We start from the raw sequence: 24,601 nt of genomic DNA on the forward strand, positions 1-24,601 counted from the left end.
TCCACCTTTGCCGAAAACGGGCCGCACCGCTACCCGCCGCGCGCTTACTTCCAGTAGGCCTGTGCCTTGATCGCGGTCTTGGGCAGCGCGTGCTGGGTGCGCAGGGTTTTCACGATCGAACGGGTGGTGTGTCCGCAGCAGGCGACCCACGCGAAAATGTCGGTGTCGCAGGTGATTTCCTGTGCGGTCTCGCGCAGCAGGCGGCCGTCGTCCACGCGTTGCAGCCAGGTGACCTGGTGGTGGGGTTTGTTGTTGACCGGGATGGTCTGGTCGGACTCGTGCTGCCATTCCAGCCACACGCGCGCGGGGGTGTCGCCGATGGCGTCCAGCAGCGTGTTGATCGCGGGCAGCGAGGCGGTGTCGCCGAAGATGACGTATTCGGCCGGCGCCTGCTCGGGCAGTTGGAAGTCCGAGCCGAGCACGGTGGCGTCGAGTAGGTCGCCCGGCTTCGCGGCGCGGGCCCAGTCGGCGGCGGGGCCGTCGTGCAGGGCGAAGTCGATGGCCACGGTGTCGTCGACGGGGTTCTGCGCGACCAGCGTGAACCCGCGGTGGTGCAGCTTGTCGCTGCCGACTTCGGGGATCCACAGGCGCACCCACTGCGTCGGGTGCACCGGGTGGTCGGCCAGTAGGCCGCCGGCGCTGAAGCCGATGCGTACGAACGTCTCGGTGACCTGCTCGGTCGACGTCACTGTCAGCCGGTAGTCGGAGCCACCCCACGCCTTGCAGATGAGTCCGTTGAATCCTTTGCCCATGTCGTTAGGTTAGCCTAACGCAACCCGCCTGTCTGCAGCGGTGGCTAAATAAGGTAAGCCTGTGCAAATATAGCGCTGTGCGTGAAAGAGTGGAGAACGAACCGGTGGAAACCCTCCTGGTAGTCGGCGCAGGACCCAAAGCCCTTGCGGTGGCGGCGAAGTCGCACGTTCTGCGCTCGCTCGGACTGCCCGCGCCGCGCGTGGTGGTGGTCGAGGCGCACGCCGTGGGCGGTAACTGGCTGCCCACCGGCGGCTGGACCGACGGCCAACACCGCCTGGGCACCAGCCCCGAAAAAGACATCGGCTTCCCCTACCACTCCACCTGGGCGCGCGGCCGCAACGGCGACATCGATCACGCCATGGCCGCCTTCAGCTGGACCACCTTCCTGATCGAACACGGCACCTTCGCCGAGTGGATCGACCGCGGCAGGCCCAGCCCGCAGCACCACGTGTGGGCCAAGTACCTGCAGTGGGTCGCCAAATCCATCGATCTGGACCTGGTGCTGGGTCGCGTGCAGCGCATCAGCCACGACGGCCAGTGGCAGGTCGAGGTGGTCGACGCCGACGGCGCCCGCACCGAACTCACCGCCGACGGCCTGATGATCACCGGCCCCGGCCGCAGCAGCCGCGCCCTGCTGGACCACCCGCGCGTGCTCAGCATCGCCGAATTCTGGGACCGCGCGGGCAAGCGCACCCTGCCCGCCGCCTCGCGCGCCGCGGTGATCGGCGGCGGCGAGACCGGCGGTTCGGCACTGGACGAACTGGTCCGCCACGAAATGCTCACCATCTCGGTGATCTCACCGCTGGCCACCCTCTACACCCGCGGCGAGAGCTTCTTCGAGAACTCGCTGTTCAGCGACCCGGTGAAGTGGGCGGCACTGAGCCTGCAGGAACGCCGCGACGTGATCCGGCGCACCGATCGCGGCGTGTTCTCGGTGCGCGTGCAGGAAAGTCTGTTGGGCGACAACAGAGTTCACCATTTGCAGGGCCGGGTCACCAAGATCGCCCCGCACGGCGAATCGCTGGCGCTGACGCTGAGCAACGAGCTGCGCGCGGACCAGGTGCACAACTTCGACCTGGTGGTCGACGCGACCGGCGGCCAGCCGCTGTGGTTCCTGGACATGTTCGACCAGCAGACCGCCGACCTGCTCGAACTGGCCGTGGGCGGTTCGTTGACCCAGACCCGGATCGAATCGTCGATCGGCTACGACCTGGCGGTCTCCGGCCTGCCGGGAAAGCTCTACCTGCCCAACATGGCGGCGATGTCGCAGGGTCCGGGGTTCCCGAATCTCAGCTGCCTGGGCGAACTCTCGGATCGGGTGCTGCAGACGGTGCCCGCCAGGGCGCGCGCTGTCGCCCGTTGAGACCGGCGTAATCGTACAAAACGCGTCGAAATAATCAGAAAACTGATTTTCGATCGACGTTTTGTACGATTACGCCAGTTGATCAGACGACCGGGAGATCTTCGGGCGTGCGGGGGAACGCGTGCAGCGAGATCCGGCGGTCGGGGCGCACGTCGATCTCGGCCAGGCGATGGAATCCCACCTTGGCCAGGCTGCGCGCGATCGCCACATTGCGGTGGTCCGGGTCGCCCATGATGCGGCGGCAGTTGGGGTCGGCGGCGAACACGGCGGCGGTCAGGGTCGACATCCAGGCGGTCATGATGCCCTTGCCGATCACCGCGGCCTCGGCGGTAGCGATGTGGTAGCCGATGTCGCCGGGGTCGCAGTCGTAGAAGGCGCCGATCTCGTCTTTGGCGGCCCGGTAGAACTCGAGGTAGGCGATATCGCGCACCCCCCGTTCCGGCTCACCGAGCACGGCGAAGTCCATGCTGAGAATGCAAGGGCGGGAATAGTTTCCGGCCAATTGGATGCGAAAGTTCTCCCGGCGACGTTCGGCGTCCCAGTCCTGCTCCCACGACTCGAGCAGGTGCGGGCGGGCCATCCATTCGGCCATCATCTCGGGGTCGGAACTGTCGGGGTCGGCCAAGCGCAGCGAGAAAGGTGCCGCGAAAACTGGCAGGATGGGCGCGGGGGCGGCGGCCACCTCGGCGGGCAGGTCGGTCCGCTCGCGGGGCAGGGTGGTGGGGGTCCCGGCGGGATTCATCTGCTCGGTGCTCCGTTCGATCGTTACCTTGGTCACCTCGACTGGTAAGGCTAGCCTATACTAATGGCCGGGTGTTATTGTTGCCCGACCGATCGCCCGGTAATAGCCGGGCCGTCCCCCCAAGTCGGGTCGTATTCGGGTGCAACAGAATTCGATCCATCCCGGACTACCGTCCCGGGTGGGCCCGTGCGGCAGTGGACAGTGTGAAACGGTAGCGCAGCGTTGTGCGGCCGGTGTGAGGGAGAGCGACATGGCAAGAGAACTCGGCTGGATCAGGCAATTCCAGGCCCCCAGGACCGACTCGCTGCCGCCGCTGATCGTCTTGCCGCACGCGGGCGCGGGCGCTTCGGCCTACAGGGTGTTCGCCAAGCGCATGGCCGCCGATTTCGACACCGTGATCGTGCAGTACCCCGGCCGTCAGGATCGTGCGCGCGAAGCCGCCGCCGACACCCTGCCCGAGCTGGCGGCCGGCGCGTTCGAGGCCTTCGTCGCCTCCGCGCACAACACCGGCGCACCACTGACCGTGTTCGGCCACAGCATGGGTTCCATCGTCGCGTTCGAATTCGTCCGGCTGGCCGAGGCCGCGGGGTTGTCCGTGCGTTTGCTGGTGGTCTCGGCGGCGGCCGCTCCGCACCGCATCGCCGAGCTGCCCGGCCACCCCACCGAGGACGACGAACTGCTCGACCACATGGCCGCGCTCAACGGCACCGGCGCCGACGTGATGGCCAGCCGTGAAGTGATGCGCATGGCACTGCCCGTGCTCAAGGCCGACTACCGCGCCTTCGACGCCTACTCCTGCGGCGCGGACGTGCGGATCGCGACGCCCGTGCTGGTGCTGGGCGGCGACGACGATCCGTTCGTCGGCCCGCGCGACCTGCACAGCTGGGAGCACAGCACCGCCGCCGACATCGAGGTCACCCTGTTCGAGGGCGGGCACTTCTACCTCGACGACAACATCGAGGGCATCGCCGAGGTGCTCGTGAGCCAGGCCCTCGCGCGATGAGCATTGATCCCATCGTGATCGTCGGGATGGGGATCGAAGCCCCCGGCGGCATCGAGTCCCTTCCTGATTTCTGGTCCGCGCTGGCTGCCGGGCGTGAGCTGATCGGCCCGTTCCCGCGTGATCGCGAATGGGCGCTGGACGAGCTGTTCGCGCTCGGTCGCCTCGACGGGTGGGCTCCCGTTCGCGATCGGGGCGGATTCCTCGACGGCGCTGCCGAATTCGACGCGCAGTTCTTCGGCATCACTCCACGTGAAGCGGTGGCCATGGATCCGCAGCAGCGGGTGGCTATGCGGGTGGCGTGGCGGGCGCTCGAGCATGCTGGTCGGAATCCCGGTGCGTTGGACGGGGATTCGGCCGGGGTGTGGATGGGCGTGTCGATGGTCGAGTACGGGCCGCGCGCCGGGTCGGTGAACGAGTACAGCGGTTATCGCGCCACCGGTACCGCGCTGGGGGCCGTGGCCGGGCGGATCTCGCATGGGCTCGGCCTGACCGGTCCTTCGATCAGCGTGGATACCGCGTGTGCGTCGTCGCTGACTGCGGTACACCAGGCTGCCTCGGCAATTCGTGCGGGGGAGTGTGATTGGGCGCTGGCCGGTGGCGTGTGCGTGATGGGTTCGCCTGGTGCGTTCTACGAATTCTCCAAGAACAACGCTCTTGCGACCGACGGCCACTGCCGCTCCTACGCTGCCGACCCGACGGGGACCCTGTGGGCCGAAGGCGCGGGAGTGATTGTGCTGGAACGGGAATCGCGGGCGAAGGCTTTGGGGCACCGGATCTACGGGCAGCTGTTGGGTTCGCGGGTCAATCACAATGGTGCGGGTGCGCCGCTGGCGGTGCCCAGTTCGGCTGCGCAACAGCGGTTGATCGAGGCCACTGTTGCGGCCGCCGGGATCAGTGCTGATGACATCGGCCTGATCGAAGGGCACGGCACCGGTACCGCCGTCGGCGATCCGCTCGAATTGACCGCGCTGGCAGCCACTTACGGCGGTGTCGATCGCGTTGACGGTCCGCTGTTGGGTTCGGTGAAGTCCAATGTCGGTCACGCTCAGGCTGCTTCGGGGATGCTCGGGCTGATCAAGGTGTTGCTGTGTGGTGAGCACGGGGCGATTCCGCCGAGTTTGTGGGCTGACGCGCCGACCACCGAAATCGATTGGGATGCAACGTCGATGCGTCTGGCTGCCGAACTGACCGACTGGAAGCCGGGCGCGGACGGTCTGCGTTATGCCGCGGTGTCCTCGTTCGGTGTCGCGGGAACCAATGCGCACGCCATCGTGGGCCTGCCGGTGCTGGAGGAGACCAATCATGGCTGAGTACCGCATGCCCGATGGGCGGGTGCCTGTTCTGCTGTCTTCTGACAGCGTCGATGGACTGCGTGCCGAGGCGGCTGCCCTGCGTGATTACGTCGCCGCGCATCCGGGGATTACGCCGGAACGGTTGTCGGACATGCTGTTCCGCATCCGGGTGCCGCGTCGTCGTCGGGCGCTGATCCTGGCTCCGCCGACGGCTGGTGTGGTCGCTACCGGGCATTCGCAGGCTGAGTCCGGTGCCGACGCGGTGGCCACGGGTCTTGGCGCCGGGGCGCAACCGAGGACTGATGGCGCGAACACCGCTGTCGCGGGTGTGAACACCGCCGACCAGCAGTTGTTGTCCGCGCTCGACGCCATCGCGACCGGCGCGGACCACGATCTCGTCGTACACGGCGACGTCGCGGCGAGCGCGCGGCGTATCGGCTTCGTGTTCCCCGGCCAGGGCAGTCAGCGCCCCGGTATGGGCGCGCTGTTCTACGCCCAGTCGCAGGCCTATCGCGACGTCGTCGACGAATGCGCCGCCCTGCACGCCGAGCGTTTCGGACACTCCCAGCCGCTGCACTACCTGCTCGGCAACGAGGGGCAGTTCGAGGACGCGGTGTGGGAAGTGCAGCCCGCGTTGATGTTCCACATGACCGGCCTGGCCGCGCTGTGGCGCGCCGCCGGTGTGGACCCGCACGCGACCATCGGCCACAGCCAGGGCGAGCTCGCCGCGGGCGCGGTCGCCGGCGTGATGACGTTGCGTGACGCGGTGCTCGCGGTGACCCATCGCGCCCGGCTGGTCGAGCGCATTTCCCCGCGCGGCTATTCGATGGCCGTGATCGGCATGGATCGCGACAGCGTCGAGGCATTGCTGGCCCGGCATTCGGGCTGGGCCGAGCTGTCGGTGATCAACTCCCCGCACATCCTGGCCATTTCGGGCGACCGGGAGACCATTCTCGACCTCGTCGCCGCCGCGACCGAGCGCGGCCAGTTCGCGCGCGAGATCCGCGTCGCCTACCCCGCGCACACCTCGATCGTGGCCGAACTGCGTACCGACTTCATGAGCATGCTCGGTGACGAGATGAGCGGAACCCACTTCGTCGACTCCGAAATCACTTGCTACGGCGCGACTCTGGGCTCGGCGATCACGACTGACCTGACACACCAGGACTACTGGTACTGGAACCTGCGCAACCGTGTGCGTTTCGACCGCGCGGTCATCGGCGCGGGCAGCGACGGTGTCGACCTGCTGATCGAGATCGCCGAACACCCTGTGCTGCAACTGGCTATCCAGGAGAATCTGGGCCTGGTCCCGGACCGCCCGGGCCTGCCCGCGCGCGACTTCCGGGTGCTCGGCACTTCGCTGCGCACTGCCGAAGGCCTGTCGGAGTTCACCCGCAATCTCGCGCAAGTCGCGGTCCTCGACATCGATTACCGTTGGGACGCACTGCGAGTCGACGACTCCGTCACCCTGCCGCTGCGCGATTTCCCGCACACCATCACCAACCCCAAGCGTCTGTGGGCACCTCTCGGCGCTCACGAGACCCCTGCTGAACTCGCGGTCTCCACCCCGAAACCCCAACGGCTGGTTGAACAGTGGACTCCGCTGCAGCGTCGCTCGCTGACCGCGCCCCGCAGCTTGCTCATCGTCGACCACACGGGGGAGTGCGCCGACTTGGCCACTGCGCTGGTTGCCGCCGCCGACCGGCACGGTGCCGATGCGTGTGTGGTCGGACCGGCGGAACTCGCCGCCCGAGCCGCGTCTTCGGTGTCAGATCCCGCGCGCCTGATCGACCCCGCGGAACCTGCCGTTCGAGGCACGTCCGCAGCTGATCCGGCCCGCCTGGTAGATCCCGCGGAACTCGCCGCTCGCGTCAGTCATCCGTCTGCCGCCCTCGATCCTGCCGGGCGTAGCACCGGGAACTCGGTGCCGCGGCTGCGGATCGTCGGTGCGGATACTGCGGCGGAAGAGCCTTCCAGTAGCGAACGAGCGGCGAAGACCGTCGCGGAATCGTGTGGCGTCCGAGATGGTGGCGACACCGATGCGGTGATCGTTCTCCTGCCGCCGGGATCCGACGATGACAGCGCGGCCGCGATCGAGTCCCTGTCGCACTTCTACGCCGAACGCCCCTGGGCTACAGCACTTTCGGTGTTGCGTCGCGGTGGCGAATGCTGGTTGCTGACCGTCGGCGGCGAGTCCGTGCACGACAGCGACCCGATCCCGGGACTGTTCCAGTCCGGCGTCGCTGCCGGATTCCGCAGCGTCGGTATCGAACACCCCGGCATCACCTTCCGGCACCTCGACCTGGCCGCGAACGAATCGCCCGCCGGACAGGCCGCGAAGGTCGTCGGTGCGGTGCACTCCAGCGGTGAATCCGAGCTGGCTTTGCGTTCGGGCAAGCTGTTCGTGAAGCGGCTGGTTGTCGATCTGACAGCCGAAATAGGTTCACTGGGAACAGGTCTGGATCACGTGGTGATCGTCGGCGGCACCGGACAGCTGGGTCTTCGGTTCGCCGATCACCTGGCACGCACGGGTGCAGGCCGAGTCACGCTGCTCAGTCGCAGTGGCGAAACTACCGCGCTGGCACCGGAACTCGCACGGTTGCGCGCTATCGGCGCGACCGAGATCGTGGTGCGGTCCTGCGATGTCAGCGATCCCGCTGCCGCGGCAGCCTTCGGTGCCCAGATCGCCGATCGCCCAGTCAATCTGGTGCTGCACGCAGCCGTCAACTACGTCGACGCCGAACTCGACCAGATCACCGCCGACGCCGTGCACACCGCCGCCGCCGCGAAACTGCGCGGCCTGGACAACCTGATCGACGCCGTCCCGCTGACCGTGGACTGCCGGGTGCTGCTGTGCTCGTCGATGGCGGCGACGCTGGGTGGGCGCGGGCAGGTTCTGTACGCGGTGACCAACCGCATGCTCGACGTGGCGGCCCGTCGCCTGCGCGCCCGTGGCATCGCCGCGGCGAGCCTGCAGTGGGGGCTGTGGAGTGTGGCCGGTCCGCTCGATGACGCCGGGTTCGCCCGGGTCGAAGAGGCGGGCGTGTTCCCGATGGTGCCCGCCGACGCGATCGCCGCCGGGCTCGCCGAGTCGGTACGTGACGGGATGATCATCGCCGCGGATTGGGATTTCCTGCGCGAGGTGCTCGGTGCGTTCGGGCAGGCCAGTGTGCTGACCGGGCTGGAATCGGACCGTGTGTCGAATGTCGCGGGTGGGTTCGGCTCCGTTGGCGGGGCGCAGTCAGGCTCCGGGAACGGGGCGCGGACGGGCTCCGGGCCCTCCTGGTCCGGTGTGCAGTCGGGCTCCGCGACTGGGGGGCAGGCGGGCTCCGCGACCATGGCACAGTCGAACTCGGGGTCTGTGGCGCATTCAGTCGGGATGACCCCGGGATTCCGCGACGCACAGTCGAACAACGGCACCGGCCCGGGCGGATCGGGCTCAGCCGACTCGTCCGCCGCCGACGACGTCCCACTCGACTTGCGCATGCGCATCGAACTACTCAAGGTGATCGGTGGCGACAGCGCCGAATCCATCGACGCCACAATGCCATTGGTCGCGCTCGGCCTGGATTCCTTGCAGGCCTTGGACTTCCGTAAGCGCGTCAAAGCGGAGCTCGATCGCGATCTGCCGGTAGCGGCGATTCTCGGCGGCGCATCGCTCGACGATGTCGTGCTGCTCATGGCACGCAACACCAACCAGGGCTGAGGGGCCGAAGAACATGTCTGACACCGAAGCCACCCTGTCCGTCGCGGACCGCCGCAAACTGCTGCTCCAGCAGAAGCTGCGCGAACGCGGCATGGCCGCAGCAGTCACCGAACCCGTTGCGGTACCGCGTATTCCGGCAGGGGAGCACCGCCCGCTGACCCCCGGCCAGCGCCGCATGTGGTTCCTGCAAACCCGCGACGCGCAAGACACCGCCCTCAACATCTGCGTCGCCTACCGCCTCACCGGCCCCCTCGACGCCGACCGCCTGCACGCCGCCTTCGATACCGTCGTCGCCCGCCACGACATCCTCCGCACCACCTACGGCGCGGACGCCGAAGGCACCCCGTTCCAGGTCTTCGCCGCCGACGCCAAGGCCAAGTGGTCGAACCACGACATCTCCGACCTCCCCGAACCCAGCCGCGCCCGCCGCGTCGAGGTCCTGGCCCAACGCGAATTCGGCCTCCCCTTCGCCTTGGCCACCGAGCTCCCGCTGCGCACCACCCTGATCCGCACCGCAGCCGACGAACACATCGTGCTGTTCACCATCCACCACATCTGCTGGGACGACGACTCCTGGGCAGTGTTCTTCACCGAACTCAACGCCGCCTACCGCCTCAGCACCCCCGCGCTCACGGCGCAGTCTCATGGCGAAGCCAACGCCGCCACCGCTGCCCGCGCGGCACAGTCTCCGGACGAAGCCAACGCCGCAGGCACGACCCCCTCGGAAACCGTCCAGTTCGCCGCGATCGCCCCCATCGCCGAGCCCGCCGACGCCGACATCGCCTACTGGCGCGAAGCCCTCCGCCCCCTCCCCGAACCCCTCGAACTCCCCGGTTCCGCCGCCGCCGCCCCCGGCCGCCAGGCCAAACGCCGCACCCACCGCCTGCCCGCCGACCTGGTCACCCGCACCGAACAGTTCGCCCGCGAGCAGTCCGCGACCCCGTTCATGGTCCTGCTGGCCGGCTTCGACGCCCTGATCCACCGCTACACCGCCGCCGCGGACTTCCTCGTCTCCATCCCCGTCACGGACCGCCCCGCGGGCACCGAACAGCTCATCGGCTACTTCGGCAACACCCTGCTGCTGCGCGCGGCCATCGGCAACAACGACGGTTTCGCCACCCTCGTCACCGCGGTCCGCGACACCTGCACCGGCGCCTTCGAACGTCGCAGCGTCGGCATCGATCGTGTTGTGCGCGAAGCGAACCCGAACCGCGTCGCCGGTCGCGACGGCCTCGACCAGCTGGTCCGCCTCGGCTTCTCGGTGCGCAAGAGCGCTGACGGTTTCGCCATCGACGGCGTCACCTCCACCCAGCTCGAACTCGGCGCCGCCAGCGCCCAGGTCCCGCTGGCGTTCGCGGTGGTCCTGGACAACGACGGCACCGCCGTGGTGGAAGCCGAATACCAGACCGACGTGCTGTCGCAACCCCTCGTCGACCAGCTGCTCGAGCACTTCGGCCGCCTCCTGGACAGCGCCCTGCGCGCCCCCCGGCGCCGACTGCGCGACCTCGACATGCTCGGCGCCGCCGACCGTGCGGCCCTGCTCGACCGCTCGCACGGCGTCCTCGTCGACCAGCCCGCGACAACCCTCGTAGCCCTGTTCGAAAAGGCCGCCGCCGCGACACCCGACGCCCTCGCACTGCTGTCCGACGACACCGAACTCACCTACGCGGCCCTGCACGCCCGCGCAAATCGCTTGGCGCACTGGCTGATCGACCAAGGCGTCGGCACCGAAGACATCGTCGGCCTGCGCCTGGGCACCTCGGTGGACTTCATCGTCGCCCTGCTCGCCGTGCTGAAGGCGGGCGGCGCCTACCTGCCGATCGACCCCGCCTACCCCGACGACCGCATCGAGTACCTCGTCGAAGACGCGAAGCCCCGATTACTGCTCGGCCCAGTCGAATTCGCGTCTGCGGAAGAAGCGGCCGCGAGCAAGTCCGCCACAGCGCCCACCGACGCCGAACGCCTGCGCCCCCTGCTCCCGTCGAACCTCGCGTACGTCATCTACACCTCCGGCTCCACCGGCAAGCCCAAGGGTGTTCCGGTGCCGCACAACGCGATTGCCGAACACATCGTCTGCTTCAACGCCGACTGGGACATGACCCCTGCCGACCGGATGATGCAGTCCGCATCGGTGAGTTTCGACGCCTCCCTGGCCGACATCGCCCTCCCGCTCACCGTCGGCGCGCAGCTGATTGTCCCCAAGCCCAACGCTTTCCGCGATATCCGCTACGTCGCCGACCTGATCTCCCGTCGCGAGGTGACGGTCCTGCAGATGGTGCCGTCGATGCTGAGCACCTTCCTGCTGCTGCCCGAGATCAGCGAATGGCAGTCGCTGCGCCAGATTCCCGTCGGCGGCGAAGCGCTGCCCGGCGAGGTCGCCGACCGCCTCGCCAACACCCTCGACGCCGAACTGCGCAACCACTACGGCCCGACCGAAGCGGTGGTCTGCTCGACATACATGCCGGTCGAAGGCCCGCAGGGCACCGGCGTGGTGCCGATCGGCATCCCCAACCGCAACGTGTTCACCTACGTCCTGGACGAGGCACTGCAGCTGGTGCCCGACGGCGTGGTCGGCGAGCTGTACCTGGGCGGCGACCAGCTCGCCCGCGGCTACCTCGACCGCGCCGGCCTGAGCGCCCAGCGGTTCGTAGCGGACCCGTTCGCAGGGCCGGCCGGTGCTCGCATGTACCGCTCCGGAGACCTGGTGCGCCGCAACACCTTCGGCGAACTCGAGTTCATCGGCCGCGCCGACGAGCAGGTCAAGGTGCGTGGTTTCCGCATCGAACTCGGCGAAGTCGAGGCCGCGATCGCCGCACACCCCGCCGTCGCCCAGTGCGTGGTCGTGGTCACCGAAGACCCCGCGATCGGCGCGATGCTGGCCGCGTACGTGGTCCCCGCGCAGGGCTCCATCGACCTCGAACAAATCCAGACCTTCGCCGCCAGCGGACTCCCGGAGTTCATGGTGCCCAGCGCTTTTGCGGTGATCGCGGAGATCCCGCTCACCGTCAACGGCAAACTCGACAAGCGCGCCCTGCCGACCGCGACCCCCGCCGTCGCGCGCATCCACCGCGCCCCGGCCACCGCCACCGAACGCAAGGTCTGCGCCCTGTTCGGCAACCTGTTCAGCCTCGACGAGGTCGGCGCCGAGGACTCCTTCTTCGAACTCGGCGGCCACTCCCTGCTCGCCGCCCGCCTGGTAGCCCAGGTCCGCGCCGAGTTCGGCATCGAACTCGACGTCCGCGTCGTCTTCGACAGCCCCACCCCCGCCGCGCTTGCCGCGAACCTGGTCGCCCGCTTCCTGGCCGAATTCGACATCGACCTCGACGCGGTCGACAACGATTTCGCCGAAGAACCAGCCCCCGACAACGCGCAGGCTGCCCAGGTGTCGCTCGCCACGGAAGCCCCGCACGCCGGGTCCTCCAGCCCTGCGATCGAAGGCCCGCACGCCGGTTCCACCCGCCCTGCGATGGAAGGCCCGCACACCGGATCCACCCGCCCCGCGATCGGCGGCCGCCCCCGCAGCGACCGCCTCCCACTGTCCTACTCCCAGCTCGCGATGTGGTTCCAATACCGCATGGAAGGCGCCGGTTCCGTCGGCAACCTCCCGCTGGCGATGCGTTTCGACGGCCACCTCGACATCGCCGCATTGCGCGCGGCGTTGGACGACGTGGTCGCCCGCCACGAGTCCCTGCGCAGCACCTTCCCCGAACACGCGGGCGCGCCGTACCAGGTCGTGCACCCCGCCGGCGAGGTCCCGCTGCCGATCCGCGAGGTCGCCGCCGACCACCTCGCCACCGAGCTGGCCCAGATCGCCGACTACCACTTCACCCTCGACGGCGAACCCCTGCTCCGCGCCGAACTGCTGGTCCTGGACGCGAACACCCATGTCCTCTCGCTGCTGGTGCACCACATCGTCGCCGATCACGCCTCTTTCGGCGTGCTACTGGACGACCTGACAACCGCCTACCGCGCCCGCGAACAGGGCACCGCCCCCGCCTGGGAGCCCCTGCCCATCCAGTTCGCCGACTACGCCCTGTGGCAGCAGGAACTGTTCGACCGCTCCGCCCCCAGCGAGTTCGCCCAGACCCAGATCGACTACTGGCGCACCGCCCTGGCCGGCGTGCCCGACGAGATCGCGGTCGCCCACGACCGTGCCCGCCCCCGCGAACTCGGCAAGCGCGGCGAAGTCGTCACCTTCACCCTGCCCGCCGAGGTCCGCTCCGGCCTCGAACAGCTGGCAATACGCAGCGGCGCAACGGAATTCATGGTCTGCGAAGCCGCCGTCGCAACGCTGCTGCACGTGCTCGGCGGTGGCGACGACATCACCCTTGGCACCCCGGTGGCAGCCCGCACCGACCAGGCCACCACGAACCTGATCGGCCTGTTCGCCAACATGGTGGTGCTGCGCAACGACCTGTCGAACGCACCGACCTTGCGCGACACCGTGATTCGCGCCCGCAACGTGGTCCTCGACGCCAACGCCCATCAGGACCTGCCGGTCGAGCGTCTGGTCGAAACCCTGAACCCGCGCCGCTCGCGCTCACGAAACCCGCTGTTCCAGAGCATGATCCACTTCCGTGGCGCGGACTGGGCACCCACCACCGTGCCGTTCTCCACCTCGGGCGGCAGCACCGTCACCGTGCTGCCCGCCGACTTCGACGTGTCGTTCCTGGATCTGAACCTGAGCCTGAACGTGACCGCCGAGGGTGGCATGGACGTGCGCGTGGTCGTCAACGCCGACCTCTACGACCCCGCCACCGCCGCCCTGATCGCCGACGCACTGGCCGCCACCCTGCGCGCCTTCGCCCAGACACCGGACCTGCCGGTCGCCGACCTGCGCGTGCTACCGGCCGCCGACCTGGACCGACTGCTGGCCCCACCGGCACCGGCCGCCCCGCCGGTCGCGGCCTCGGAATCGTCAGCCGACTCCGACACCGAACGCACCCTCATCACCCTGATCGAGGAACTGCTCGACACCGAAGACGTCACCGGCGAGGACAACTTCTTCGCCATCGGCGGCGACAGCGTCATCTCCATCCAGTGGTCGGCCCGCGCCGCGGAACTGGGCCTGGCACTGACCCCCCAACTGATCTTCGAATGCGCCACCATCACCGAATTGGCCGCCGCCGTCGACGCGGCCGCCGGGGCGCAAACCGAAGAGCCCGAACAGGTTTCGCACGCGCCGATGAGCGCATCGGGCCTGGAAGCCGATGCCTTGTCCGCACTGACAGCCGCTTGGTCCGCACAGTGATGGCCGAGCAACTAGGAAAGGATCCAGCATGAGTGCGCCGCAGATCGAGGACGTACTCGCGCTGAGCCCGCTGCAAGAGGGGCTGTTCTCCCTGTCGCGGCTGACCGGCACCGAAATCGACCTCTACACCATGCAATTCGTGGTCGACATCGACGGCCCGCTCGACACCGCCCTGCTGCGCCGCAGCGCCCAGGCCATGCTCGACCGCCACCCGAACCTGCGCGCCGCGTTCTGGGACACCGACGTACCCAAGCCGGTACAGATCATCCCGTCGCGCGCCGAACTCCCGTGGACCGAACGCGACGCGCGCGCAACGGAATTCGACTCGATCGCCGAATCCGAACGCCGCGTCCCGTTCGTGCTGAGCCGTGGCCCCGCGCTCCGTGTGCTGCTGCTCAACGTCACCGACGCCCCCGAACCGCGCAAGCGGATGATCCTCACCGCACACCACATCCTCATGGACGGCTGGGCAGTCGCGGTCTTCTTCCAAGAACTGCTGGCGGTCTATCGAGCAGGCGGCACCCTCGACGGCCTGCCCGCCCCGCGCCCCTACCGCGACTACATCGGCTGGCTCGGCGCCCAGGACCACGACGCCGCCGCCAAGCGCTGGGCCGAATACCTGCAGCAGGTCAGCGCCCCGCTGGTGCTGGCAGACGGCACCGGAACGGCGGGCGTTCCGCAGATCACGCGACTCCGCTTGTCCGCCAACGAAACCGAACAACTGCAACAGTGGGCACGCACCAACGGCATGACGCTGAACACCGCCGTGCAGTTCGCCTGGACCCTGCTGCTCGGCCGGATCACCGACCGCCGCGACGTCGTCTACGGCACCACCATCTCCGGCCGCCCCGAAAAGCTCGCGGGCGTAGAAGGCATGGTCGGCCTGTTCATCAACACCGTCCCGGTCGTGCACCGACTCGACCCCGACGAGCCGGTAGTCGCGCAATGCGCACGCCTGCAACGTGATTCGTCCACCATGCGCGACATCGGCTACCTCAGCCTGTCGACCCTGCAGCGTGCGGCAGGCCACGGCGCCCTCTTCGACACCCTGTTCGTGTTCGAGAACGCCCCCATCGACGACGCCATCCAAACGGTGACGGCCCCCGACGGCGCCCGCTTCCGCCCCATCGAGATGGAAAGCCTCGCCCACTACCCGCTCACGGTCGTCTCGCACCTGAGCGACGGCGAACTCCTCGTCCTGGTCGAAGCCATCCCCGCCCTGCTCGGCCACCTCGACCCCGCCGACCTCGGCACCCGCATGCTCACCATCCTGCGCACCCTGCCGACCCTCGACACGACCGCGACCACCGACGCGATCGACCTGCTCACCCCCGCCGAGCACGCCGAACTCACCAGCGCCGCAACGGATATCGCACCCGCGCCGACAGCCACCCCCTGGGAACTGTTCGAACGGCAGACCGCAACGACTCCCGACGCTGTCGCCCTGACCACCACCGCCGGTGAAGTCTTCACGTACCGCGCCCTGCACGACGAGGCGTGCCGCATGGCCGCCGAATTCGCAACCCACGGCGTAGGCCCGGAAACCGTTGTCGCCCTGATGCTCCCGCGCAACCCCCGCTCGATCATCGCCATCCTGGCCACCTTCGCCGCTGGCGCCGCCTACGTCCCGGTCGACATCTCACTCCCCGCCGCCCGCATCGAATCGATTCTGCGCCAATCGAACCCGACACTCGCCGTGACCATCGCAGATGCCGCAGCCGATGCGCAGTCGGTCCAGACATTGGTCCTCGACGAGCCTGCCGTCGCGGCGCGGATCGCCGGCCGCCCCGTGCAGGCGCCGTCCGTCCGCCGCGAACTCGACCACGCCGCCTACATCATCTTCACCTCCGGCTCCACCGGCGAACCCAAGGGCGTAGTCGGCACCAACGCCGCCCTGACCGGCTACTTCGCCGACCATCTCGAACGTTTCTACCGCCCCGCCATGGCCGAACTGGGCCGCCCCCTGCGCATCGCCCACGCCTGGTCCCTGGGCTTCGATGCCTCCTGGCAGCCCATGGTCGGCTTCTTCGCAGGCCAATCCCTGCACCTGTTCGACGCCGACGAAATGCGCGACGCACACCGAATCGTCTCCGGCATGGCCGAATTCGACATCGACATGATCGACACGACCCCGTCGATGCTCGCCCAACTGGCAGCCGCGGGCCTGCTCGACCGCAAACTCTCGGTCCTGGCACTGGGCGGCGAAGCCATCGACACCGCCCTGTGGGCGAAACTGCGCGCCCTGCCCGACACCGCTGTGTACAACTGCTACGGCCCCACCGAGACCACCGTCGAAGCCGTGGTCGCCCCCGTGGCCACCTCGGAGATCCCCACGATCGGCACCGCCAACGGCGGCATGGTCGGCTACGTCCTGGACTCGCGCCTGCGCCCGGTCCCGCAGGGCATCGTCGGCGAGCTGTACCTGTCCGGCGTGCAGCTGGCCCGCGGCTACCTGGGCAAACCCGCCATCACCGCCGACCGTTTCCTCGCCGACCCCGCCCGCCCCGGCCAGCGCATGTACCGCACCGGCGACCTCGTGCGCCGCCTGCCCGGCGGTCGTTTCGGCTATCTCGGCCGCGCCGACGCCCAGGTCAAGGTACGCGGCTACCGCATCGAGGTCGGCGAGATCGAGACCGCCCTGCGCCGCTCCGCCGACATCGACACCGCCGCGGTCACCGTGGTGCGTCGCGCCGGTGGTGCGTCGCTGGTCGGCTTCGTCGTCGGCAAGGCGGGCCGCGCGGTGATCGTCAGCCGCGTGCGCGCGGACCTGGCACAACGACTGCCCGCGTACATGATTCCCGCGCGCATCATCGTCATGGACCAGCTGCCTGTGAACGTCAACGGCAAGCTCGACGCCCCCGCGCTGAACGCGATTGCCGAACAGTCACTTTCGGCCGTCGACAACAACGCCGCCCCCGAAACCCCCACCGAGATCGCCCTGAGCGAACTGTTCACCGAACTCTTCGACGGCCGCACCCCCGGCATCGACGCCGACTTCTACGAACTGGGCGTCGACAGCATCGTCGCGATCTCCCTGGTCAACAAGGCCCGCCGTCGAGGCATCGCCCTCAACCCGCGAATGGTGCTGGCCTGCCCCACTATTCGCGAACTAGCGGCAGCCGTCGACGATGCCCCTGTCGCCGCCGCCCAATCCGGCACCGACTCCTACGGCGCGGTCCCGCCGCTACCGGTGGTCTCCTGGATGTACGAATACGGCAACTACCGCCGTTTCACTCAATCCGCACTCCTGCGCCTGCCCGCCGGAATCGACCGCACCACAATCGAATCCACCCTCCAAGCCCTACTCGACGCGCACGACACCCTCCGCGCAACCCTCACCGATACACCGGACGGCCCCCGCATGGTCACCCGCGCCCCCGGCGCAGTGAACGCCGCCGACCTCGTGATCGAAGCACCCCGCAACCTGTCCGGCAGCGAACTCGACTCTGCCATCACCGAATTCGCCCGCTTCGCCAACGACGCCATCGACCCCCGCACGGGCGATATGGTCCGCGCGGTGTGGTTCCCGACCGCGGAAACCGGTAACATCCTCCTGCTCACCGTGCACCACCTCGCGGTCGACGTCGTCTCCTGGCATATCATGCTCGATGCCCTGGCCGCCGCCTGGCAGCAGATCCAAGCAGGCACGACCCCGAAAATGCTGCCCGAGTTCACCTCCTACCGGCAGTGGTCCGAAGCCATGTGGCAACGAGCCTCGTCCCCGGAAGTCCTTGCACAGCGCGATTACTGGGCCACCCAGGTCCGCGAACCCGACGCGGCACTGGGCACCCGCCACCCCGAACCCACCACCGACACCTGGTCGACCCTGCGCGTCACCACCGCGGCAACTCCGGTGGCAGTCACCGAACGCCTCCTCAACCGCGTAGGCAAAGACGAGGGCATCCGCGAATTCCTCCTCACCGCCCTCGCGATGACCATGGCGTCGATCCACACCGACAACGGAAACGACCCCACCGCTGGCGCTTTGATCGCCCTCGAAGGCCACGGCCGAGCTGACGCCGAACTGGGCACCGACACAGCCAACACCCTCGGCTGGTTCACCAGCGTCTTCCCGGTCCGCCTGGGTGTAGGCGATAACGCAGTGGATGTCGCACGCGCACAAGCAGATCCGACGTCCGCCCGCACCCTCCTCGACGCGGTAGCCACCTACGTACGCGAAATCCCCAACCAGGGCCTCGACTACGGCCTCCTCCGCTACGTCACCCGAGCCCTCGAACTCCGCACCGCCCCCGAACCCCAGGTCGAATTCAACTACCTGGGCCGAATCGACCTCAGCGGCAACGAATCCGACCCCTGGTCCCTACTGGTCGGCGCACACGACCACGCCCTCCCACTAGACCCCGAACCCGACCTCCCCCTCCGCTACGCCCTGGACGTCATCGCAGGCATCGGCACCACCCCCGAAGGCCCAGCCCTGACCACCAACTTCCGCTGGAGCACCGCCCTCTTCACCGAATCCGACGCCGCCCACATCGCCGACCTCTGGACCAAGGCGATCACCACCCTCGCCGACGCACTGGACAGTTGATCACCAGGCCCTCAGGTAAACATCCGCCGAGAGCGATTCTGCAGGAAAGCCTGGTGATCGAGCGTCCAGGTTGTCAACGTCGGCGGCCGAGAAAATCCCGCACCGCGACCTCCCCGCTGACGCGTGCGCCCGCAAGCGGATGCCGGTGTGCCGAAGGTAGCCTGGGGCACCGATTGTCAGTGCTGGTTCGAGGGGGACGTGGTGCGGGAACTCGCTGTCTTGGTGTCGCTGTGTCTGATGCTCACGTCATGCGGTTTCATCGCCGCGCGGAATGAACCGGATTGCCCGGTCGGGACCCTGGACGTGGATCCACGCGGGGAGGGGCTGGGCAATTTCGTCGCACTGCAGAACGAGGTGCGGGCGGTACTGGCGAACGGGCAGGCGCCGACGACTATGCGGGAGATCGGCGAGCGTGTCGGCTGGTCGATGGAGTGGGATCGAATGATCCCGCTCGAGCACACATCGACGCCGGCCTCGGTTCGTGCGGCCGCCGGCCTCGACGATCCAGCCCTGTGCATCGAAGGGATTCCGAGCCGGGATCCGTTCGCACACAAGGTGTCGTACCCGAATTCGCTGTTCCTGTCCGGCGGCCAGCCAGTCGAGCGCGTCGAATGGTTCAGGCCGAATCCGCTGATCAGGTACGGGGCACGCGGCTACCTCGAGCCGGATACCGAGTTGATCATCGTCGGAAGTCAGCTGGTGCCGGTCGAATGACCCATGCTCGGCACGCGGACATCGTGCCTGGCCAGGTCGAACGCGGTGGCGCGGCCGATCAAGAGAATCCTTGTACCTCCAGGTACCAGATCGTTTGGTCGCCGCCCATTCCCTTGGTTACTGCCGACTTCGGGCTCACGAGGGAGTCTGGAGTGGCGTAGGTCAGCCTCTTGACGATAGGGCCTCGATCCCTGTCGTCGTAGGCAAGAACAACCTTGCCCTCGTGTACGAACACCTGCGTCGTTGATTCGGAGTGGGTGTGCAACCCGGACCATTTCGCTCCGTCTGTCCCCAGCGCTCGGTTGAGCTTGTCGCTGGTGTTGGGGGAGCTGAAGCTGTACATGCGGTCCCATTGGCCGATCTGAATACCGGACGACGCGACGATGTCGCCCAATCGGGCCGTTCCTCGTTCTTCCAGGAGTCGAGCGAAAGCCGCCGTTAATGCGGGATTACCACCCTGAACGGAGATTTGTTCACCGCCCGACGAAGAACTGCATCCCGTTGCGGGGGCCAAAATTATCGTGGCTACCAACGCCGCCAGCAGACGGCCGCTCATCCGTTTCCGAGTACGCACGGCGATCTCGGCTGACGTGGTGTCGCGAGAGAGGATCGCGTCGCGGACGACGTCGGACTCCCTGCTTGTGCACAGGCCCCACTGATCTTCCGTTAGAGAAGTGATGTCGAGAAGCGATCCATGCGCCATGAACCGATAGTTTCATGCGGGCGACCGATAATTTAACTCAGATTGAAACTATCGGTCGCTCGAGGGAGGTTGTCGGTCGGCAGGTGGATGGTTCGTCAGCGGGCAGGCGAGCCCACGATGATGCTGCCGACGTTGCATTCCTCGAGTTCATCGATGCCAGTCGCGGCGGCGAAAGCGCTTGTGTCGCTGAAACCTTGGGCGACCACGCCGAGGTTCATGGCGGTGGCGGCGAGGTAGACGGTCTGCATGAGGACGCCGACGTGTTTGAGGATGTTGGCGTAGGCGACCTGTTCGTAGCTCCACATCACCCGGCCCGCGCGGGCCGAAACCAACAGCAGGACTTGGGGTTGCGCGCCGCCTGCGAGGGTAGCTGAGGTGGATTTGAGGAGTTTTTGGACTGCGGGGGAGTCGGTCGCGGCGACGGGGCGAAGGGCGTGGTCGGCTGAATCGTAGTGGTACATGCCGTTTTCCAGGCCTGCGACGTTGCGGACTACGGGGTAGATCTCCAGTTCGTAGGCTTCGCCGCCGGAGGGGTAGGGGCGGGAGCCGTCTTCGCGGGTGCGGGCGGTGCGGAACAGCAACTCGCCCAACTGGTTCGAGGTGATGGGGGCGGCGTCGTCGAAGGCGCGGGTGGAGATGCGGTCTTCGATGGTGGCGGCGAGGCTGGGGTCCGACAGGCGAAGGGAGACCAGGTCGGGCTTGGTCAGGGAGATCGGATCGCCGGCGAATGGTGTACGACGCGAAGGCAATTCGGGGAACTGGCCTTCGGCCCAGCGGGTGGGACCGAAGTCGTCCCAGGTGATGGTGCGTGCGCCCAGCGTGCTGCGGCGGTGGAACCACAGGTCGGGGGTGTTCCAGGAACGGGTGGTGAACTCGCGTTCCTCTTCTTCGCCGTCGACCAGGAAACCGCACCACTGCAGGTCCGCCATGAACTGGGTTTTCACCGCGGCGGGCACGGGGGAGTCGGCGGCCATGGGGCCGTCGAGCAGGGCAAGCAGGCGCGGGTCGTGGATGCGCAGGTCGCACCAGGACTGCGGGTGTTCGAGCACGAAACCCTGGCTATCGCGGTGCAGGACAGCGAATTTCGACAATGCCGCCGACCACGCGGGCAGCGCCGCTTCGGGGCGCGGGGCGGGGTCGGCGAAGGGGCGGATGCTGTAGAGGTCACGGCCGCCGTCGCGCACGGTGACCGACAGCCAGCCGCCGTCGGTGAGCTTGCGCATCAGGGCGGTGATGTCGTCGCCCGCCGCCGCGGTCGCCATTTCGGCGGCGGTCGCGGGACCCTGGTTGAGGGTTTTCAGTGCCTGCAGCGCACCCGCGCCCAGACCGGTCAGCTTCTCGTTGCGCGGCGGATTGAGCAGCACCGCGCCCGCAGGGGTCGTGAGGCAGGTGACGCCCGCGCGCAGGGCGAAGCGGGTCTGGGCGGGGTAAGCGGAGGCGAGCACGGTGAATCCTCGGGGTCGAACTTGGTTGGGGCAGAGCCTATTTCGCGGCGGCGGCGAACGCGGGCTCGAGCTTGTTCAGCATGTACGGCACCGACAGTGCGGTGGGCTGGTTGATCGCGCTGATCTCCTGCGTGGTCAGAAACACCACCGAACCCTTGCGCACCGACGGCAGGTCGGCGTAACCGGGCAGCTGCCGATACTTCTCGTCCAGGCCTGGGGAGTAGCCGGCCAGCAGCAGGTCGGCGGTCAGCTCGTCGACGCGCTCCGGCGACAACGCCAGACGACCCTGGGTGGCGGGCAGCGCGGCGAGGTTGGCGGGGATGCCAAGACCCAGCGCGGTGAACACCTTCGCCGAACCGTCGCTGGGGTCGGTCAGCACCATCAGCTGCGCGGGGCTCGCGAGCCAGGTGCTGGCGAAGGTCTTGCCCTTCAGGCCGGGGTTGGCGGTGGCGATGGCGGCGATCTTGTCGTCGACGTTCTTGATCACCGCGGTCGCGTCGGACTCCTTGTGCAGCACCTTGCCCAGCGCGCTGACCTGGTCCTGCCACGGGGTGACGGCGTCCTTGGTCAGCGCCGGCAGGGTCGGGGCGACCTTGGACAGATCGTCGTAGGTCTTCTGATCGGCGATGAACGGATCGGCCAGGATCAGGTCCGGTTCCAGGGCCGCGACCTGCTCGGCGATGCTGCCGGTGGTGTTGAGCGGCTTGGACTGCTTCAGCGACTCCGGGGTCCACGGCGGGGTGCTCTTGGACACCGCGGAGACGTTGTCGATATAGCCGACCGGGACTACGCCCAGGGCCAGGGTGCTGTCGAGCCACTGGTTGCCCAGGGCGACGATCTTCTTCGGGGTGCCGGGGACGGTGGTTTCGCCGCGGGCGTGCGTGATGGTCACCGCTTCGCCGGACGTGGCCGTGTCGTCGGTGGAACCGCAGGCCACCACGCCGAAGGTGAGGGCACCGGCGAGCGCGGCCACAGCGGCGCGCCGCCAGCCGCGCGAAGTCCGAACAGTCGTCATGGGGCATCCTCCGTCGAGCAGGTTTCTGCGTAAGTCAGCCTAGGCTAACCTACGTCGGTTTGTCCTGGTCAATCGATGGGCTCGGCTGTGTGCGCATGCCCGGCGCGGGGGGCGCTGCCGGGTTAGACTGCGCCGAATTTCGGCCTCGTGGAATGGGATGCGTGCGTGGAGACGTCTAGAGACTGGAGCGTCGAGTGGTTCGAGAGCCTTAAATGGCTCGGGATCGCCTTCCTCATCACCGCGGTGGCCTTCGTGGTGATCGCCGCACTGTTGCTGAGGCTGACGAAGTGGGGTCGTCAGTTCTGGTACGTCAGCGGTGACTACTTCCGCGGCCCCGGCGCTTGGCGCACTTGGCTTTTCATCGCGGCATTGTTGTTCATGGCCATGCTGACGGTTCGATTGAGCGTGCTGCTCAGCTACTGGGGCAACGACATGTTCGCCTCGTTCCAGCTCGCCGCATCCGCTTTGAGCTCCGGTGACGACGCATCCCTCTCGGACGCGAAAACCGGGTTTTGGAACTCGGCGAAGCTGTTCACCCTGTTGATCTCCATCTGGACGGTCAAAGAGTTGGTGTACCTGTACGCCAAACTCGCCTTCGACATCCGCTGGCGGGTGTGGTTGACCGAGCGCGTCACCGGCGACTGGATGGAAGGCCGCGCCTTCTATCGGACTCGGTTCATCGACGACACGATCGACAACCCCGACCAGCGAATCCAGGCCGACACCGACACATTCACCGCACAGTCCCGCGCACTGGCGCTCGGCGCGGTGACGGCCGTCGTCTCGGTCGTGTCCTTCACCAAGGTCCTGTGGGATCTGTCGGGGCCGATGACGATTCTCGGCGTCACCATTCCCCGAGCCGCGCTGGTCATCGTGCTCACCTATGTCCTGGTTTCCACCGTGATCGCCTTCTGGATCGGTCACCCGCTGATCCGGATCAACTTCCTGAAGGAGCGGACCACCGCCGATTTCCGCTACGCGCTTGTGCGGGTGCGTGACGCGGCGGAGAGCATCGCGTTCTACCGGGGGCAGCGCGTCGAACGGACCAACCTGCTCAGCCGATTCGCCGAGGTGATCCGGGTCCAGTGGACCTACATCTACCGGTACATCAAGTTCACGGGCTGGAACTTCGTCGTCAGCCAATCCGCCTATCTCTTCCCGTATCTCATTCAGGCGCCGCGCTTCTTCAGCGGCTCGATCACCCTGGGTGGAATGAATCAGACGGCCTCGGCATTCCGGGAGATTCAGGACTCTCTGTCGTTCTTCCGCGAGTCCTACGACGACTTCGCCGAGTATCGGGCCTCCCTGATCCGTCTCGATGGATTGCTGCTCGCCAGCAAGGAATCCCGTGACCTCCCCAAGCTCGCCGCCGTCGACCTGGATGACGCCGTGCGCCTCGACAAGGTCGATGTCCGCAAGCCCGACGGTGAAGTGCTCATAGATGATCTGAATCTGCGGCTCGTCCCCAGTGACGCATTGGTCGTCAAGGGCGCCTCGGGTAGCGGAAAGACCACGTTGCTGCGCGCGCTCGCGCAGATGTGGCCGTACAGCGACGGCGAGATCGGCCGCCCCGCGGGCACCGAGACGCTGTTCTTGTCCCAGCTGCCCTACCTCCCGCTGGGCGATCTGCGGACTGCGGTCGAATACCCGGCCAAGTCCGAGGACGTCAGCGACGACACACTGCGCGAGGTCCTCGGCAAGGTCCACCTCGGTCACCTCGTCGACCGCCTCGACGAAGAGGACGACTGGGCGAAGATCCTGTCCCCGGGTGAGCAGCAGCGCCTGGCCTTCGCCCGCATCCTGCTGATCCGGCCCAAGGTGGTCTTCCTCGACGAGGCCACCTCGGCCGTCGACGAGGGCCTGGAATACTCGCTGTACAAGCTGATCCGCACCGAGGCTCCGGACACCATCGTCGTCTCGGTGGCCCACCGCAGCACCGTCGACCAGCACCACACCCAAATGCTCACCCTCGACGGCAACGGCTCGTGGCAGCTGGCACCACTGGGCAGCTGACTGGACTCGATTCTTGTCGGGGAATCCACCCTGGCACAACGTGAGCTCGACT

The 24,601-nt window shown here is 67.7% G+C and carries 13 protein-coding genes; 8 read left to right on the forward strand and 5 right to left on the reverse strand.

Annotated elements, in window-relative coordinates; translation table 11 throughout:
* Positions 1-44: 44 nt before the first annotated feature.
* Positions 45-752 (reverse strand): siderophore-interacting protein, encoded by a 708-nt coding sequence (locus ACFWVD_RS08655; protein ID WP_379241390.1) that lies wholly within the window; start codon positions 750-752, stop codon positions 45-47.
* 104 nt (positions 753-856) lie between these two features.
* Here ACFWVD_RS08655 and ACFWVD_RS08660 point away from each other — a divergent pair, with 104 nt between their 5' ends.
* Complete coding sequence (locus tag ACFWVD_RS08660; RefSeq protein WP_379241561.1) at positions 857-2,116, forward strand: SidA/IucD/PvdA family monooxygenase; 1,260 nt, start codon at positions 857-859, stop codon at positions 2,114-2,116.
* Positions 2,117-2,198: 82 nt separating this feature from the next.
* On the opposite strand, the gene ACFWVD_RS08665 is transcribed toward ACFWVD_RS08660, so the two are convergent.
* Positions 2,199-2,894 (reverse strand): GNAT family N-acetyltransferase, encoded by a 696-nt coding sequence (locus ACFWVD_RS08665; protein ID WP_379241391.1) that lies wholly within the window; start codon positions 2,892-2,894, stop codon positions 2,199-2,201.
* Between the two features lie 214 nt (positions 2,895-3,108).
* Here ACFWVD_RS08665 and ACFWVD_RS08670 point away from each other — a divergent pair, with 214 nt between their 5' ends.
* From ACFWVD_RS08670 to ACFWVD_RS08695, 6 genes are all read left to right on the forward strand, one after another.
* Positions 3,109-3,861, forward strand: a complete 753-nt coding sequence (locus tag ACFWVD_RS08670) for a thioesterase II family protein (protein WP_379241392.1) — start codon at positions 3,109-3,111, stop codon at positions 3,859-3,861.
* Positions 3,858-5,171, forward strand: a complete 1,314-nt coding sequence (locus tag ACFWVD_RS08675) for a polyketide synthase (protein ID WP_379241393.1) — start codon at positions 3,858-3,860, stop codon at positions 5,169-5,171. Before ACFWVD_RS08670 ends, ACFWVD_RS08675 begins: the two co-directional genes overlap by 4 nt.
* Positions 5,164-8,859: an acyltransferase domain-containing protein gene (locus ACFWVD_RS08680; protein WP_379241394.1), complete on the forward strand. Its 3,696-nt coding sequence runs from the start codon at positions 5,164-5,166 to the stop codon at positions 8,857-8,859. Before ACFWVD_RS08675 ends, ACFWVD_RS08680 begins: the two co-directional genes overlap by 8 nt.
* 13 nt (positions 8,860-8,872) lie before the next feature.
* The gene (locus ACFWVD_RS08685; RefSeq protein ID WP_379241395.1) at positions 8,873-14,110 is read left to right on the forward strand and encodes an amino acid adenylation domain-containing protein; all 5,238 of its coding nucleotides are present in this window, start codon (positions 8,873-8,875) and stop codon (positions 14,108-14,110) included.
* 28 nt (positions 14,111-14,138) lie between these two features.
* Complete coding sequence (locus tag ACFWVD_RS08690; RefSeq protein ID WP_379241396.1) at positions 14,139-18,659, forward strand: amino acid adenylation domain-containing protein; 4,521 nt, start codon at positions 14,139-14,141, stop codon at positions 18,657-18,659.
* Positions 18,660-18,806: 147 nt separating this feature from the next.
* Positions 18,807-19,373: a hypothetical protein gene (locus ACFWVD_RS08695; RefSeq protein ID WP_379241397.1), complete on the forward strand. Its 567-nt coding sequence runs from the start codon at positions 18,807-18,809 to the stop codon at positions 19,371-19,373.
* Between the two features lie 58 nt (positions 19,374-19,431).
* Here the strand turns inward: ACFWVD_RS08695 and ACFWVD_RS08700 are convergent, their stop codons facing one another.
* The 3 genes from ACFWVD_RS08700 to ACFWVD_RS08710 form a co-directional block, all read right to left on the reverse strand.
* Positions 19,432-20,076, reverse strand: a complete 645-nt coding sequence (locus ACFWVD_RS08700; protein WP_379241398.1) for a hypothetical protein — start codon at positions 20,074-20,076, stop codon at positions 19,432-19,434.
* Positions 20,077-20,171: 95 nt separating this feature from the next.
* Positions 20,172-21,521 (reverse strand): SagB family peptide dehydrogenase, encoded by a 1,350-nt coding sequence (locus tag ACFWVD_RS08705; protein ID WP_379241399.1) that lies wholly within the window; start codon positions 21,519-21,521, stop codon positions 20,172-20,174.
* A 37-nt stretch (positions 21,522-21,558) separates the two neighbouring features.
* On the reverse strand, positions 21,559-22,536 hold the full coding sequence (locus ACFWVD_RS08710) for an ABC transporter substrate-binding protein (RefSeq protein WP_379241400.1): 978 nt from the start codon (positions 22,534-22,536) through the stop codon (positions 21,559-21,561).
* Positions 22,537-22,701: 165 nt separating this feature from the next.
* Here ACFWVD_RS08710 and ACFWVD_RS08715 point away from each other — a divergent pair, with 165 nt between their 5' ends.
* Positions 22,702-24,549, forward strand: a complete 1,848-nt coding sequence (locus ACFWVD_RS08715; protein ID WP_379241401.1) for an ABC transporter ATP-binding protein/permease — start codon at positions 22,702-22,704, stop codon at positions 24,547-24,549.
* The last annotated feature ends 52 nt before the right edge of the window (positions 24,550-24,601 follow it).

It is taken from the genome of Nocardia sp. NPDC058666 (assembly GCF_042714895.1).
GTDB lineage: Bacteria > Actinomycetota > Actinomycetes > Mycobacteriales > Mycobacteriaceae > Nocardia.

Bases quoted from the DNA above. Each gene is read 5' to 3' on its own strand.
- ACFWVD_RS08700 (WP_379241398.1), bottom strand. From the start codon at position 20,076: ATGGCGCATGGATCGCTTCTCGACATCACTTCTCTAACGGAAGATCAG.
- ACFWVD_RS08680 (WP_379241394.1), top strand. From the start codon at position 5,164: ATGGCTGAGTACCGCATGCCCGATGGGCGGGTGCCTGTTCTGCTGTCT.
- ACFWVD_RS08690 (WP_379241396.1), top strand. From the start codon at position 14,139: ATGAGTGCGCCGCAGATCGAGGACGTACTCGCGCTGAGCCCGCTGCAA.
- ACFWVD_RS08675 (WP_379241393.1), top strand. From the start codon at position 3,858: ATGAGCATTGATCCCATCGTGATCGTCGGGATGGGGATCGAAGCCCCC.
- ACFWVD_RS08670 (WP_379241392.1), top strand. From the start codon at position 3,109: ATGGCAAGAGAACTCGGCTGGATCAGGCAATTCCAGGCCCCCAGGACC.
- ACFWVD_RS08685 (WP_379241395.1), top strand. From the start codon at position 8,873: ATGTCTGACACCGAAGCCACCCTGTCCGTCGCGGACCGCCGCAAACTG.
- ACFWVD_RS08710 (WP_379241400.1), bottom strand. From the start codon at position 22,536: ATGACGACTGTTCGGACTTCGCGCGGCTGGCGGCGCGCCGCTGTGGCC.
- ACFWVD_RS08655 (WP_379241390.1), bottom strand. From the start codon at position 752: ATGGGCAAAGGATTCAACGGACTCATCTGCAAGGCGTGGGGTGGCTCC.